General features: G+C 63.3%; 12 protein-coding genes. 5 read left to right on the forward strand and 7 right to left on the reverse strand.

The genetic code is table 11. The features are described from left to right. The first annotated feature begins 179 nt into the window (after positions 1–179). A complete protein-coding gene (locus J2T57_RS15840) occupies positions 180–2,024 on the forward strand; it encodes an L-lactate permease (RefSeq protein ID WP_253480683.1) in 1,845 nt (614 codons plus the stop codon). Between the two features lie 188 nt (positions 2,025–2,212). Here the strand turns inward: J2T57_RS15840 and J2T57_RS15845 are convergent, their stop codons facing one another. From J2T57_RS15845 to J2T57_RS15855, 3 genes are read right to left on the reverse strand one after another with little or no spacing between them, the layout of a single operon-like run. Then, positions 2,213–2,869 carry a LutC/YkgG family protein gene (locus J2T57_RS15845; RefSeq protein ID WP_253480686.1) on the reverse strand — a complete coding sequence of 219 codons (657 nt, stop codon included), beginning with the start codon at positions 2,867–2,869 and terminating at the stop codon, positions 2,213–2,215. Beyond that, positions 2,866–4,290 (reverse strand): LutB/LldF family L-lactate oxidation iron-sulfur protein, encoded by a 1,425-nt coding sequence (locus J2T57_RS15850; RefSeq protein WP_253480689.1) that lies wholly within the window; start codon positions 4,288–4,290, stop codon positions 2,866–2,868. Before J2T57_RS15850 ends, J2T57_RS15845 begins: the two co-directional genes overlap by 4 nt. Further along, on the reverse strand, positions 4,287–5,072 hold the full coding sequence (locus tag J2T57_RS15855; protein ID WP_253480692.1) for a (Fe-S)-binding protein: 786 nt from the start codon (positions 5,070–5,072) through the stop codon (positions 4,287–4,289). The genes J2T57_RS15850 and J2T57_RS15855 overlap by 4 nt, the downstream gene beginning before the upstream one ends. Before the next feature lie 141 nt (positions 5,073–5,213). Here J2T57_RS15855 and J2T57_RS15860 point away from each other — a divergent pair, with 141 nt between their 5' ends. After that, positions 5,214–5,543, forward strand: a complete 330-nt coding sequence (locus J2T57_RS15860) for a 4a-hydroxytetrahydrobiopterin dehydratase (protein ID WP_253480695.1) — start codon at positions 5,214–5,216, stop codon at positions 5,541–5,543. 333 nt (positions 5,544–5,876) lie between these two features. Here the strand turns inward: J2T57_RS15860 and moaC are convergent, their stop codons facing one another. After that, positions 5,877–6,356 (reverse strand): cyclic pyranopterin monophosphate synthase MoaC, encoded by a 480-nt coding sequence (gene moaC, locus J2T57_RS15865; protein WP_253480698.1) that lies wholly within the window; start codon positions 6,354–6,356, stop codon positions 5,877–5,879. 92 nt (positions 6,357–6,448) lie between these two features. On the opposite strand from moaC, the gene J2T57_RS15870 reads away from it, so the two are divergent. Continuing rightward, complete coding sequence (locus J2T57_RS15870) at positions 6,449–7,921, forward strand: hypothetical protein (RefSeq protein ID WP_253480701.1); 1,473 nt, start codon at positions 6,449–6,451, stop codon at positions 7,919–7,921. Positions 7,922–8,367: 446 nt separating this feature from the next. On the opposite strand, the gene arfB is transcribed toward J2T57_RS15870, so the two are convergent. The 3 genes from arfB to J2T57_RS15885 all read right to left on the reverse strand — a co-directional run bounded on the left by arfB (position 8,368) and on the right by J2T57_RS15885 (position 10,659). Then, positions 8,368–8,781: an alternative ribosome rescue aminoacyl-tRNA hydrolase ArfB gene (gene arfB, locus J2T57_RS15875; protein WP_253480704.1), complete on the reverse strand. Its 414-nt coding sequence runs from the start codon at positions 8,779–8,781 to the stop codon at positions 8,368–8,370. A gap of 2 nt (positions 8,782–8,783) precedes the next feature. Further along, positions 8,784–9,158: an MAPEG family protein gene (locus J2T57_RS15880; protein ID WP_253480706.1), complete on the reverse strand. Its 375-nt coding sequence runs from the start codon at positions 9,156–9,158 to the stop codon at positions 8,784–8,786. Between the two features lie 349 nt (positions 9,159–9,507). Next, positions 9,508–10,659 (reverse strand): DcaP family trimeric outer membrane transporter, encoded by a 1,152-nt coding sequence (locus J2T57_RS15885; RefSeq protein ID WP_253480709.1) that lies wholly within the window; start codon positions 10,657–10,659, stop codon positions 9,508–9,510. Positions 10,660–11,193: 534 nt separating this feature from the next. Between J2T57_RS15885 and J2T57_RS15890 the strand changes: the two genes are divergently transcribed. Then, positions 11,194–11,928 (forward strand): Z-ring associated ZapG family protein, encoded by a 735-nt coding sequence (locus J2T57_RS15890; protein ID WP_253480711.1) that lies wholly within the window; start codon positions 11,194–11,196, stop codon positions 11,926–11,928. Between the two features lie 280 nt (positions 11,929–12,208). Next, positions 12,209–14,311 (forward strand): hypothetical protein, encoded by a 2,103-nt coding sequence (locus tag J2T57_RS15895; protein WP_253480714.1) that lies wholly within the window; start codon positions 12,209–12,211, stop codon positions 14,309–14,311. The last annotated feature ends 12 nt before the right edge of the window (positions 14,312–14,323 follow it).

Consider the following 14,323-nt stretch of genomic DNA (forward strand, 5'->3'; position numbering starts at 1 on the left):
ACGGACCGTCAATCGGCAGGGATGTGCTTTCGCCCACCGCGCTCAAACGGTAGGCGAGCTGCCTCAAGGCGTGCCGGGCGGATACGCCACGGATTCCAGCGCGCTCACTCCGGACGTTCATTGCCACAAGCAAGGGCGTTCAGGTCTCGACAGTCAAAAATATCGAGAGGAGAAGGCGAATGAGTTTGCCGATCTTGTTCCTATTGGCACTGGCACCGATTATCACGGTGTTTGTGTTCCTGGTCGTGCTGCGATGGCCGGCCAAACACGCAATGCCCCTGGCCTATGGTGTCACCGTGGTGATCGCCGTCACGCTGTGGGGAACCAGTTTCACAACAGCCATGGCGGCCTCGGTTCACGGCCTGGTCACTGCGCTGAATATCCTCTTCATCGTATTCGGGGCGATACTGCTGCTCTACAGCCTGCGGGAGAGTGGTGCCATTGCCACCATCCGCCAGGGCTTCAGTGACATTTCGCCCGACCGCCGCGTCCAGGCCATCATCATCGCCTGGTTGTTCGGTTCCATGATTGAAGGCGCGTCCGGTTTCGGTACGCCGGCCGCCATTGCAGCGCCGCTGCTGCTTGCCATCGGTTTCCCTGCCATGGCCGCAGTCATGTGCGCGCTCATCATCCAGAGCACACCGGTGTCCTTTGGTGCGGTGGGCACGCCCATCCTGGTGGGTGTAAGCACCGGCCTTGGTGATCAGACGATCGTCAACCAGTCGATTTCCGGTTCCTTCGGTTTCGAGCAGTACGTCAGCCACATCGGCGTACAAGTCGCCATGATCCACGGCATCATCGGTATTCTTGTGCCGCTTATCATGGCAGGCATGCTGACCCGCTTCTTTGGCGTCAATCGCTCCTTCCGCGAAGGCCTCGCAGTCTGGAAGTTCGCCATTTTCGCCGCGCTGGCATTCATCGTGCCTTACTACCTGGTGGCGCTGGTGCTTGGCCCGGCCTTCCCGAGCCTGCTGGGTGGCCTGATTGGTCTTGCCATCGTGGTGCCCGCCGCGCGTGCCGGCTTCCTCATGCCCGAGGACAAGTTCGACTTCCCCGAGCGGGCGCAGTGGGAGAAGGAGTGGATCGGCGACCTGCAGGACGTCAAGGAACCGGCCCTCGAGGAAAACAAGCAGGTCGGCCTGCTGAACGCCTGGATGCCCTACGTGGTTGTGGCGGCGCTGCTGGTGATCACCCGCACCATCGACCCCATTACCGATATGTTGCGGGCGGAGGCAGTAACGTTCTCCTGGACCAATATCTTTGGTACGGGGATCAACACAGCGTCGCAGCCGTTGTATCTGCCTGGCTTCGTGTTGATCCTGGGCTCGGTGGCGGCCTACTTCCTGCACAAGATGTGGAAAGTTCCCGGTGCTTACATGGAAGCCTGGAAGTCGTCCGGCAAGATGATCGTCGGGGCCGGCGCGGCGCTGCTCTTTGCCGTACCCATGGTGCAGGTGTTCCTGAACACCCAGAGCATTGATGGCTCGGCCATGGAAGCGCTTCTCGACGATGGCGTGTCCTATGTTGGAGCCATGGCTCAGCTTGACGGTCTGCCTTCCATGCCGGAGATTCTCGCCGAGGGTGTATCGCAGGCCACCGGTGCGTTCTGGCCACTGTTCTCGCCATTGATCGGTGCACTGGGTGCGTTCATTGCCGGCTCGAACACGGTGAGCAACATGATGTTCTCCCTGTTCCAGTTCTCCACCGCCGATAACATCGGCCTGGGTGCGACCGATGCTGCCATCGTCGTTGCCCTGCAGGCTGTGGGTGGTGCCGCCGGTAACATGATCACGGTGCACAACGTGGTCGCTGCTTGCGCCACAGTGGGTCTGTTGGGTCGCGAAGGCTTGATCATTCGCAAGACCCTGATCCCCATGACCTACTATGTGGCCGCGGCCGGTGTGCTGGGCATGGCGCTGATCTACAGCGCGGTCTGGTTCCTGGCGTGGATCGCCGTAGTCGCGCTGTTCATCGGCTTCATGTGGACGAACAACGGCCGACCGGCCCATCAGGCCGCCGTCTAGACGGATCAGGCCCAGAAAAAACCCCCGCGCCGATGGATCGGCGCGGGGGTTTTTTATTGCAGTTTTCCGTCGCCCGATCCGTGCGTTACGGCCTTCGGCCTAACGCACCCTACGAGGGGCCGTGCCCGCTGTAGGGTGTGTTAGCGCGCAGCGCGTAACGCACCGTATCCGCGTCGACCCCCGGCTCGCTAACCTTCCAGCAACACCAGATGCAGACTCCGCGGCCCGTGGGCGCCGAGCTGCAGGGTCTGCTCCACGTCCGCAGTGCGTGACGGGCCGGTGATGAAATTCAAGACCCGTGGCGGAAAGCCTTCCCACGGCCGCATGCGGTTCCAGACGTCTTCCATGTACCCCACGATATCCTGCCGCTTGAGCAGGACGATGTGATACTCCGGCAGGAAATTCATCTCCGTGGGGGATTGCGGCCCGGAATACATCACTAGTGTGCCGGTCTCAGCAAGGCCGGCTTCCGCTACGGAAACGCTGACTACCGCATCTGCCACCGGGCTGTCGAGTTCGATGCGCAGATCGCCCGGCCAGTCGATCTTTTCCAGCAACGGGTGGCCGGCAACCCTGAGGACGGGTTCCAGCTTGCGCTCCCGCAGGTAGGCGGAAATCGCTTCGGCGGCACCGCTTGTGCTACTCACCCTGCTGAAAGTGCCTGCCGCAGCAGCGAAGCGATCCAGGAAACGGTCAACAGGATCCTCCGTCCACAGCGGCCGGGGTGGTAACTCCGAGCCTACGCCGCCGTCCAGCGCCTTTCGGGCTTCGCTGGCCATGATCGGCATGTCTCGCCCGATACCCTTGCGGACTTTTGCCAGTATGCGCTCGCGGGCGTCGCTCATTGTCCCGACTCCTTCCGCTGTTTCCACAGTTGATGGAACGTCTTGCCCTGGGGGGCCGGGAAATCCCGACTGCCGGTCCAGGCGCCGGCCATGGGCAGGGATGAGAAGCGTCCGCGTCGTCGCCCAAGGCGCCCCAGCAGACGCATGCCGAGACCGCTGGCCCAGTGATAGAGTCCGGGGCGGCGGGCGAAAAAGCCCCAGATCCCCAGACCCCAGCGGGTGCTCTTGCCCACCAATCCCGCCTCGAATTGCTGTTGCCGCAGATCGCGGAGCAGGGACGGCAGGGGAATCTTCACCGGGCAGACGCTCTGACAGCGCCCGTTCAGGGTGCAGGCATTGGGGAGATCCTTCGTGCCATCCAGGCCCACGAACATCGGCGTCAGTACCGAGCCCATAGGGCCCGGGTAGACCCAGCCGTAGGCATGGCCGCCGATGGCGGAATACACCGGACAGTGATTCATGCAGGCACCGCAGCGAATGCAGCGCAGCATTTCCCGGAACTGATTGCCCAGCATGCGGGTGCGGCCATTGTCCAGCAGCACGATGTGGAATTCTTCCGGCCCGTCCGGGTCACCCTCTCGCTTCGGCCCAGTGACCATGGTGGTGTAGCAGGAAGCGTCCTGACCCGTGGCGCTGCGGGCCAGCAGCCTCAGCAGGGCAGAAGCATCCTCCATGCGGGGCACAAGCTTCTCGATGCCGGCGATGGCGATATGCACCGGCGGCAGGGTGTGGGTCAGGTCGCCGTTGCCCTCGTTGGTCACCAGGAACATCGATCCGGTCTCCGCCACCAGGAAGTTGGCGCCGGTGATACCCACATCCGAGGCCAGGAACTTGCTGCGCAGCACGCCGCGCGCCTCGTTCACCAGCTCCGGCACCTCCCGTAGCTTGGCCTTGAGGGCACCCTTGTGATGGTGGGTGTCGAACAGTTCGGATATCTGCTGCCGGGTCTTGTGGACCGCTGGCGCGATGATGTGGCTGGGTGGCTCCTTGGCGAGCTGGATGATGTATTCGCCGAGGTCGGTCTCCACCGCCTCGATTCCGGCCTCCTCGATGGCCTCGTTCAGGCTCACCTCTTCGCCGGCCATGGTCTTGCCCTTGGTGACGCTGCGAGCCTTGTGCTTGCGGCAGATGCCGACGATGATCTCCCGGGCTTCCTGTTCCGTCTCGGCCCAGTGCACATGGCCGCCCCGGGCCTTGACCTGCTCCTCGAAGCGCTCCAGGTAGTGGTCCAGGTGGGCCAGCGTGTGGTCCTTGATCCGTTTGCCGTGTTCGCGCAGCCGCTCGAACTCCGGGTAGTGCTCGAAGGCCTTGGCGCGCTTCAACACAAAGCCGTCCTTGGCCTTGGCCAGCGCCTGCTGCAGCTGGTCGTCCTTCAGGGCGCGGTTGGCGTTGGCCTTGAACGCATGGGCGGTGGATTTCATCGCGTCTCCCCCTCGCCGATAGCGGGTGTGTCGTCGATGCCGGCGAGTATCTCGGCCACGTGGTAGGCCTTGACCGGCACGCCCTCGCGTTGAAGTCGCCCAGCCATGTTCATGAGGCAGCCCAGGTCGCCGGCAAGTAGGGTGTCGGCGCCGGTCTGGCGGATGTTCTCCACCTTGTTGCTGACCATGCGCTCGGAAATTTCGGGATACTTCACACAGAAGGTGCCGCCAAATCCGCAGCACACGTCGGTGTCGGCCATTTCCCGCAGTTCCAGCCCCGTGACCCCCGTCAGCAATTGCCGGGGCTGCTCGCGGATATTGAGTTCGCGCAGACCCGAGCAGGAGTCATGGTAGGTGACCTTGCCGGTGTAGTTGGCCTGCAGGCTCTCCACCTGGGCAACTTCACGCAGAAAGCGGGTCAGCTCCCAGGTGCGGCCGGCCAGCTCCATGGCGGCGTCCTGCCACTCCCGGTCATTCCGGAACATCTCGGAGTAATGGGTGATGATGGTCCCCCCGCAGGAGCCCGATGGCACCACTACGTAGTCGTAACCCCTGTAGGCCTCGATCACCTGCCGCGCCAGACCCCTGGCCCGTTCATCGTCGCCGTTGTTGTAGGCGGGCTGCCCGCAGCAGGTCTGACCATCGGGCACATCAACACTGTAGCCGGCGTCTTCCAGCAGTTTCACCGTGGCGAATCCCACAGAAGGTCTGAACAGGTCGACCAGGCAGGTTGGAAACAGACCGACGCGCTTGCCGGCCGAGGAACTCCGGTTCTCAGTCATAAGCTCTTCTTGCTCTTTGGTCACACCGGTGAAATCCGGGTGAGGTCTTGAATTCGGGCTGTCGTACCACAACCACTGAACTACATGGACACGCAGGCATCGTAACCTGTTCCCGAACTCGCTTCATCACCAGGAGGCCTTATGGACTTGACCAGCAAGACCTGCACCCCATGCCAGGGCGGTATCGACCCCATGCCCCGGGCCGAGGCGGAAGCCATGTTGAAGGATGTGCAAGGCTGGGAGCTGACCCACGACGCAACCCGGCTTGAGCGCACATTCAAGTTCGGCAACTTCGTCGAGGCCAACCGCTTCGTGGACCGGGTCGGCGAACTGGCCGAGGAGGAGGGCCATCATCCCGACATCACGTTCGGCTGGGGCTACGCCACGGTGGTGATCTGGACCCACAAGATCGGTGGCCTGCACGAGAACGATTTCATCTTCGCGGCCAAGACCAACAGGCTGGCGGAGTAAGAAGTTTGTTTGACGGTGCGTTACGCGCTGCGCGCTAACACACCCTACAGCGGGCAAGGCCACATGTAGGGTGCGTTAGGCCAAAGGCCGTAACGCACCATTATGGCGGTGGGCATGGCACCCCACGAAGATGGCACAAACGGGGTGCGGGTGCGTCGCTCGGAGACCGTATGCGAGAGGGACCTCGCATACGAGCCCCCAGGGATGGGTTCACGGCGTGTCTCCGAGCGGCGCACCCGCCCCCCGTTCCCAGACCCCGCCGTAGGGTGTGTTAGCGCGCAGCGCGTAACGCACCGCAACCCACGCTGGCCCAAGCCCGCTCGCCCGGCCCGATCACCCGGCCCGATCCCACGTCCCCGAGCGCCCGCCACTCTTGTGCATGAGCCGCATGCCGCTCATCTCCATGCCCCGGTCCATGCCCTTGCACATGTCATAGATCGTGAGCAGGGCCGCCTGCACCGCGTGCAGGGCCTCCATCTCGACGCCGGTGCGCTCCACCGTCACGGTTTCGGCCCGGCACAGGAACCCCGGTTCGTCCTCCAGCGGCGTGATCACCACCTCGGCATGGGTCAGGGAAATGGGGTGACACAGGGGCACGATGTCCGACGTCCGCTTCGCCGCCATCAGCCCCGCGATCCGGGCCACTGCCAGCACATCACCCTTTTTGATCTGCTGCGCCAGGACCGCATCCATGGTGGCGCGTTGCATGAGAATCCGGCCTTCCGCGATGGCCACCCGGCGTGTCTTGTCCTTGTCGCCCACATCCACGATGTGCACTTCGCCGGTGTCCGTCAGGTGGGGTAGTTGACTCATTGCTGCCTCCGCTGAAACCGGCGCCAGTATACTCAAGGAAGCGCCCCTCCGCTGTGGTGGAACTGATGCGCCGGCGCAGTGACGGAGTAGTGATGAATCAAAAGCATGTGATCCGGCTCTTTCCATTGCTGGGTGCCGTCTGCCTGCTGGCAGCCTGCGCGGCCCGGCCTGTTGCCCCGCCGGTTGCGGCCGACGACGATCCGGCGCTTGCCGCCTGCGAGCGGTTATACACCGCAGTGGAGTCTGCCGTGGCGACAGCCGGAGCAGAGGATGGCAGCGGTGGCGCCGTGCCCGGTGCGCCCTGGCTGCGCAGTGATCGCTGGCTGGCCGCCCAGGGCGAAGCGGCCGACCATGACGCCTGGTTGCAGGCGCTGCGGGAGCGGGAGGTGCATGCCCGCCTGTCCGAATACGTGAATCTGGGCCACAGGGAGCGGGAGGCGCTTCGCGAACAGACAGGGGAGGGTGACGTGATTTCCACGCTGCTTGAGTGCGGCGAACGGCTGGCCAACGCCACGGAGCATGACGACGCGGCCCGGGCGCAGTTGGTGAGCGCGGCGCAAATCCCGGATGAATATATCACCTGGCACCGCTGGGCCGGCGTCTATCCGCTGACCCGCTTCGGCATCCTGGCGGGCGTGCGGGTCTGGCAGAACCGGGTGCCGGAGAATTTCGATAATCACGTACACGGTGAACCCGCGCCGGTGCGTTATGTGCCAGCGGCGACGACGCAGACCGACGTTCGCCGCGCCACGGAGGCCCTTGCCGCCGCCCCCAGGGACGGGCTGGGGCGGCTGGAGCCCGACGCCATGGCGGCGGAGTTGCTGTTCGCGGTGCATGCGCCGGTGATCGAAGCGGAGGCCGATGAGCCCTGGAACCGGATCGGCACGCCGTTCTGGGAGTCCGCGGGGCGACCCAACGTGCTCACCGGCGCGCCCCGGGTCTACACCTATCTGGATCACGCCCGTTACAACGGGGCGGCGTTGCCCCGTCTCAACTATACGTTCTGGTTTTCATCGCGGCCAAAGGCCCACGTGCTGGACATCCTCGGCGGTCGCCTCGACGGCATGACCGTGCGCATCACCCTGTCGGAGCAGGGCATGCCGGTGCACCTTGAGACGATGCACAATTGCGGTTGCTATCAGCAGCATTACCTGCTCGGCGAGGCCGAGGCCCGCGCCGATCACGGCTATGCCGAGCGGCCGCTGGTGCTTGACGGGCCGGCGCTGCCCGGGGAAGGGGAGCGCTGGGTGGTCCGCCTGCAGGACCGTAGCCACTACGTGGCGGCGATTGGCAGCAGCGATGATGTGAATACGGGTCGCGAGTACGCGTTGGCGCCGTATCGGGATCTCACGCGGCTGCGTGGGCCGGACGGCGGTTACCAAAGCCTGTTTCGGCCGGATGGCATGGTGGACGGCACGTCGCGGGACGAACGGGCGCTGTTCTGGGTATCCGGCGTCCCCGACGCCGGTGCCATGCGCCAGCACGGCCGCCACGCCACCGCCTTCGTCGGCCGCCGCCAATTTGATGATGCCGACATGCTCGAGCGAATCATCCGCCTCCCGTAGGGTGTGTTAGCGCGCAGCGCGTAACGCACCGGATCAGCAATCGTTCAGGCACCACGCCGGCTATCCGAGGCCGTTGCGGTGCGTTACGCGTAGGCGCTAACGCACCCTACGTTACGCCGTGCCCGATCGGAGGGTTATCCCGTGCGCGGTCGAAGCCCGCCGTAGGGTGCTGTTAGGCCGAAGGCCGTAACGCACCGCATCGGTTATCGTTCAGGCACCACGACGGCCATCCCGGCGCCGTTGCGGTGCGTTACGCGCAAGCGCTAACGCACCCTACGTTACGCCGTGCCCGATCGGAGGGTTATCCCGTGCGCGGTCAAAGCCCGCCGTAGGGTGCCGTTAGGCCGAAGGCCGTAACGCACCGCGTCGGTAATCGTTCGGGCACCACGCCGACTCTGACGCCGTTGCGGTGCGTTACGCGCAAGCGCTAACAGCACCCTACCTATTCACGTATCCCGGACAGGTTTTTGCCGCAGAGCCTTCTTCCGGCCCTGGCCCTTCTTGCCGGCTAATCGCCGCTCCTTGGCACCGCGGGTGGGCTTGGTGGGGACGCGGCGGCGGGGTTGCCGCCGCGCCTCCAGAATCAGCGCCGCCATGCGCTCGGCGGCGTCTTCACGGTTGCGCTGCAGACTGCGGTGGCTGTCCGAGGTGATGACGATCTCGTCGTCCACGGTCAGGCGGCTGCCGGCCAGGACGCGCAGTCGCTCCAGCACCGCCATGGGCAGGCGGCTGCGTGCCAGATCAAGCCGCAACTGCACCGCCGTGGAACTGGTGTTCACATGCTGACCACCCGGCCCCCGGGCGCGGATGTGGCGCTCGCTGAGCGCTGTGGGCGGAACCAGGGACGTCAACATGGCCATGATCAGATGGACACAATGAACAGGGCAATCACACAGCCGAAGCCCGCCAGCCAGGCCAGGCTGCGCAGGCTGTGCATGTCCTTGATATAGAGCGCACCGTAGACGACGCGGCAGAGAATGAACAGCACAGCCAGGGTGTTGATGGTGGCCTGTCCCGCACCGAGCTGATGGGCGATGATCACGGCGGCCGCGAAGGGCGCGAACGCCTCCACGCTGTTCTGCTGTGCGGCATTGGCGCGCTTGCGCCAGCCCTCCTGTCGCGCCAGCCAGTCCCGCGGGTTGCGGTTGTCGTAGGCCTCGCCCCCGGCCTTGGCAATGCCCGCAAACACCACCGGCATCACAGCCGCCACCAGCACAATCCAGTAAGCAAGCGTCATTTGACTCCCTCGTGCAATGTTAACCGCCCCGTGACCATGGCCAATGTACCGTAGGGTGCCGTTAGCGCGCAGCGCGTAACGCACCGAAACGGCGCTGGATGGACGCCGTGGTGCCTGAACGATTACCGATGCGGTGCGTTACGGCCTTCGGCCTAACAGCACCCTACGGCGGGCTTTGGCCGCCCTCGGCATAGAGCGTCGATCGGGAACGGCGTAACGCACCGTAACCGGCCTTCACTATGACATCCACACCTAAACCAATCACACCAATCCATGCAAAAAACTCACAACAAAAAACGCCCCCGGAAAACCGGGGGCGTTCGTGCAGACTTAAACAGTCTGGATCAGCTTAGAAGCTGTACCGGACCGAACCCTGCAGACGAACGGCGTCTTCGGAGTCGCCGCCTTGGGTCTTGGCTTCGTTCCAGCTCACTTCAACCCCGTAGGTCACGCGGTTCACCGGCGACCAGATGTAGTTGAGGTAAACGGCAGTCAGCTGCTCGATGTTGTCTTCGGTGAGCGTACCGTCATCAACCGCGTCGTCGAGGTCGGCGATGGTGGTGCTGTAGGCGATGTTCAGGTTGCCCTGACCCAGCGCCTGGCTCAGACCAATGGTACCGCCGTAGGCAGTAATCGGCTCGACGTCGAGATCGCTGGTGGTATCGGTGAAGGCAGCAGAGGCCGGGTTGACGTACATGTACGTACCAATACCGGGACCACCGGTGATAACACCGCGAATCGTGGTGCCGGGAGCAACTTCCATGCTGGCGGCACCCATCAGGCCGAAGCCGAAGGCGGATTCGCTTTCGTTGTCGGTACCATCGTCAAATTCCCATTCGATCTGACGCAGAACAGCACCGGTGGCGAAGTTGACCGGGCCGGAGGTGTCCTGGAAGCGCAGGGTCAGGTCGGGCAGGGAACGCTTTTCGATTCCGGCGCCGGCATCGCTACCGTCGAAGAAATCACCCTGGCCAACGTCTTCCAGCGCAATGGAGAAGTTGTCGAAAGTGTAACGCAACTGGGCGTTACGGGCGCCGCGGGGGTAGCCCAGGGTGCCGGTGAAGCTGAGGGTCGGCGTGGAGCCGATGAAGGTCACGAAGTTGGACCATTCCTGACCGGCCAGAATGCCGTTCCACTCACCGAAAGCACGACGCAGGCGGAAGGTACCGCCACCGCCGCCGTAGAAGTCGCCTTCAATCACGGTGCGCAGGTCGCCGCCCATGCTGGTGGGGGTGCGGGTTTCCACGCCCAGACGGCTGGTGGAGGCGTCCATCGAGAAGTGGCCAGTGTTGTCGGTGTCGGAAGCGGCACCAACGTCCTGGGCGCTGCGGCTGCCGAGATCGGCGTCAACATCATAAATGATGTCGAGCTGGGCATAGCCGTAAACGTTGACGCTGGTGTTACCAGCCTGGAACTCAACGGCGGAAGCGGTGCCGGCCGCAGCCAGCGCCAGCGCGGAGGCGGAGCCCAGCGCGACATTCTTAAGGGTTTTCTTGGACATCTGTCGTTTCCTCACTGATCAGAGATGTTGCAATTGCTGCAAAAGGAGATGGCCCCTAGAAACCATCTGCGGCGCAGTATAGAACAGGGTCGTAGGGGTAAGACAAGTCTTTTTTGCAATTTCGCAACGCTATCTGTTGGATTGTTGCAACAAGCCTGGATCTGGAAAGTGGAGGGGTTAGCAAGGATTGCGAACAAACGACTTTAGGTTTGTTGCGCTATCGCAACAAACAGGCTGTGAGCCGATTCGCAAAATGGAGACAGGGGCGCTCGTCTCCGGAGCGGTTATGATCCTTGCTGTTTTGTTCGGAATTTCCTTTCCGGTCGGCCACTTATCTACATTGCAGATCACAGTTGTAGCCTGACTGTCCCCGGATTGCAACAGTTTGTGGCAAAAAGGTTGCAGTGTTGCTTCTCCGTGCCATGCCTGTAATCGTGACTGTTTGTTCGCTTTCGATTGTCTGCGTGCCTGCCATACTGGCATGACGCTCGAATCCGCCTTGGGCGGTAAACAGTAACTGAGGAGGTGCTGCCGATGGGAACGCTTGCCTGGCTATTCGTACTCGGGGTCGGGATCGTGGTGTCGTTTGTGGCCGGACGGCTGAGCGCTCCGCGCACGGCACGGCTGAAAAACCTGGAGCGCGAGCGGGATTCTGCCACCGGTGAGTTGCGGCGTTATCAGGAAGAAGTGAATAGCCATTTCGAGAAAACCGGCAAGCTGTTTGACCAGCTGACGGGGGATTACCGGTCGCTGTACGAGCATCTGGCAGACGGGGCCACGCGGCTTGGCCTGTCCGACAATGGCAATGTGCTGCAGGCCGAGCCGGAGCAGCGCAAGCTGACGGGCGCGGCTGAAGGCGGCGATGACAAGCCCGGCGGTGCTGCGGCCGCTGCTGCCGGAGCGGGTGTTGCGGCCGCCGCCGCATCTGCGCAGTCAGCCAGCTCAGAGCCGCCGGCCGGGGACCACGAGCAGGATACCAATCCCGGCGAAGCCGAGCAGCCCACCGCCGAGGAGGAAAAAACCGACGGTCCCGGCAAGAAGGCTGTTGCTGACGCCGATGACAGCGTTTCCGCCGATCCGGAGCAGACACCGGCTCCGGAGCAGACACCGGCAGCGGATGGCACAGACGGTGAAAAGGCTGCCGATGCTGACGAGCCGGAGGAAGCGCCACGCAAGGAGGCCGCAGACGATAGCGAGGATTCCCCGGACTCCATTCGCGCACCTTCGGATTACCCCCAGGACGAGCGCAAGCCCACCAGCCTGCACTGATCCGCACAGACCAGCATTCCATCGCTACCCCACATCCCGGCAGTCGTCTGACGATTGCCGGGATGTCTCTGTTTCGGGACACTAGGTTCCCGCGCCTGTCTTCGTCCTGCCAGCCCAAAGGTCTGAATCAACTTTCAGTTGTTCCATACGGTACCGTGTGGTACCAATTAGGCAATCGTCACGGATGGCTGTTGCCCACCGTGGCGCCTATACCAAGAGAGACGTTTCCGCGCCCCGGCGACGGATCCAGGGAATAAGAACGACACGGAGGAGGAGAACGATGTCTACACGGACTCGTGTAACGGGGTTGCTCTGCCTGACGGCGGCCGCAGCCCTGCTCAATGGCTGTTTTTTCCAGGATGACACGCGCAGTACCGGCGGCACGACGTCCCAGGCCGAGCCGCGGGCAGTCGCCGTTTACAACCCCTCGGAAGGGGAGTTGCCATTTCCCGATAATCTACTGTTTCTCGGCACCGAAGATGGCACTTTGAACTTGCCTGTCGCTGACACCGACCCGGCCGCGGTTCTCAACGACCTCCATGGCTTCTCGTCTATCGAGCCCTGGATCGCGCGGTTCACGCAGGATCTCGACCCGGCGAGTGTTGCTTCAGGGGTCTTCGTGTTCGAAATCACGACGGATCCGGAGCAGCCCTTCGTTCCGGTTCCGCCAACGGCGGGGGGCACGCTGGTGCCTCAGGCTGTGGGCACCGGTGAAGGCGACGCTTTCACGGCACTGGTTAATGGCAACCGGCTGGTCATCCAGCCCCGCCAGCCCATGCCCCCAGGCAACAGCTATCTCGTCGTCCTCACCAACGGGCTGACCGATACCGCCGGCCGCAGTGTGACGGCAGGGCTGACCTATCGGACCCTGCGCCAACCCTTCGAGGGTGAGGAGCCCAGCAATCAGCAGGAGCAGTTGAGCCAGTTGATTGATGGTCACATCGATTTGGCCCAAGGGGGAACGGGCGGGGCGATCCAGCGTGAGAATGTCGTTCTCTCTTGGACGGTGACCACCCAGGGCGACATCGGCCATACGCTGGATAAGTATCGTGTGGATATTGCCAACCTAGGGGACCGCAGTATTCAAGTCGTCGACACCGGGACACAGACGCCGGGTGGGGCAGCCGATATCTACATTGGCGCCCTTAATGTCCGTTATGGACTCGGCGTGCCCGAAGATGCAGGCGCCGACCTTGCTGTTGATTTCTCTGCCCTGCAGCTTTTCTGGCGCTGTGGTGAGCTGGCCGCACTGTCCTGCAATAGCCTCGATGCCCGGGACAACGACGATGATGGCCTGTTCTTCGGTGAGGACGTGCGCATACCGGTATTAATGACGGTGCCCGACGATGATGGCGCCGGTGCCCCCTATCCTGTGGTGATCTTCCAGCACGGGCTGACCCGCAACCGCACGGACCTCTTGGCGGTGGCTGACCAGCTTGCCGGGCTCGAATACATCGGTATCGCCATTGATGCGCCATTGCATGGTCTCTTGGCTGACAGCGATCTGGCGGGACTGCGACCGAGCCAACTCGCCCTGTTTGAGGATGCCATCGAACGCACCTTCAACCTGGCGGCCCAGGATGGCACCGGCGTAGCGGGCTCTGGCACCTACTACCTGAACATCAACAATCCGTTGGTGTTGCGGGACAATCTGCGCCAGACCAGCGCTGACCTGCTGGCCCTCACCCGCGCACTGGTGGATGACGCCGTCGTTGAGTTGCAGGAAGGCGGGACGCAGCCGGTGGCGGTTGATGCGGACGAGATCTACTTCCTCGGTCACTCCCTGGGTGCCACCGCGTCCATTCCCTTCCTGGCCCGGGAGGATAACGTGCTTGCCGCGGCCATTGGCATGCCCGGCTCCGGGCTTGCCCGTCAGGTTGCCAACTCACCGGCATTCCAGGATCAGGTGCTGGGTGCGCTGGCCGAGGAGGGCATTTTCCCGGGAACACCCGAGTTCCAGCAGTTCGTGATTGTGGTGCAAAGCGTGCTCAACGACGCGGAGCCGCTCAACTACGCATCCGAGTTCGCAGCCAGTGATCGCGGTCTGTTGCTGACCCAGGTGGTTGGGAATGGCGGGCCACAGGACCAGGTGCTGCCGCCGCTGCCGGACCCTCAGAACGCTCCGTTGTCTGGCAGTGCGGTATTCGCCACCTTCGCCGAACTCGATCCGATCGGACAGTCAGTCATGGATAACCCGGTCAAGGGTGTCGTGTCCTTCGTGGTTGGGGCGCATGGCGACTACATCTCGCCGCCCGATGGGGAGAGCGCGAGCGCAGATGCCGTCCGCACCGAGATGCGTACACAGTATCTGTCCTTCCTTGGATCAGGCGGGCTGATGCTGAACGTCGACAACGAAGATCTCGTCGCCCCGGCGGGCAACTGAACGCAACCACAA

The organism is Natronocella acetinitrilica, assembly GCF_024170285.1.
GTDB classification, from domain to species: Bacteria; Pseudomonadota; Gammaproteobacteria; order Nitrococcales; family Aquisalimonadaceae; genus Natronocella; species Natronocella acetinitrilica.

Coding starts and splice junctions, on each gene's coding strand:
- J2T57_RS15845 (WP_253480686.1), bottom strand. CDS start 2,869: ATGAGCGACGCCCGCGAGCGCATACTGGCAAAAGTCCGCAAGGGTATC.
- J2T57_RS15840 (WP_253480683.1), top strand. CDS start 180: ATGAGTTTGCCGATCTTGTTCCTATTGGCACTGGCACCGATTATCACG.
- J2T57_RS15870 (WP_253480701.1), top strand. CDS start 6,449: ATGAATCAAAAGCATGTGATCCGGCTCTTTCCATTGCTGGGTGCCGTC.
- arfB (WP_253480704.1), bottom strand. CDS start 8,781: ATGGCCATGTTGACGTCCCTGGTTCCGCCCACAGCGCTCAGCGAGCGC.
- J2T57_RS15885 (WP_253480709.1), bottom strand. CDS start 10,659: ATGTCCAAGAAAACCCTTAAGAATGTCGCGCTGGGCTCCGCCTCCGCG.
- J2T57_RS15860 (WP_253480695.1), top strand. CDS start 5,214: ATGGACTTGACCAGCAAGACCTGCACCCCATGCCAGGGCGGTATCGAC.
- moaC (WP_253480698.1), bottom strand. CDS start 6,356: ATGAGTCAACTACCCCACCTGACGGACACCGGCGAAGTGCACATCGTG.
- J2T57_RS15850 (WP_253480689.1), bottom strand. CDS start 4,290: ATGAAATCCACCGCCCATGCGTTCAAGGCCAACGCCAACCGCGCCCTG.
- J2T57_RS15855 (WP_253480692.1), bottom strand. CDS start 5,072: ATGACTGAGAACCGGAGTTCCTCGGCCGGCAAGCGCGTCGGTCTGTTT.
- J2T57_RS15895 (WP_253480714.1), top strand. CDS start 12,209: ATGTCTACACGGACTCGTGTAACGGGGTTGCTCTGCCTGACGGCGGCC.
- J2T57_RS15890 (WP_253480711.1), top strand. CDS start 11,194: ATGGGAACGCTTGCCTGGCTATTCGTACTCGGGGTCGGGATCGTGGTG.
- J2T57_RS15880 (WP_253480706.1), bottom strand. CDS start 9,158: ATGACGCTTGCTTACTGGATTGTGCTGGTGGCGGCTGTGATGCCGGTG.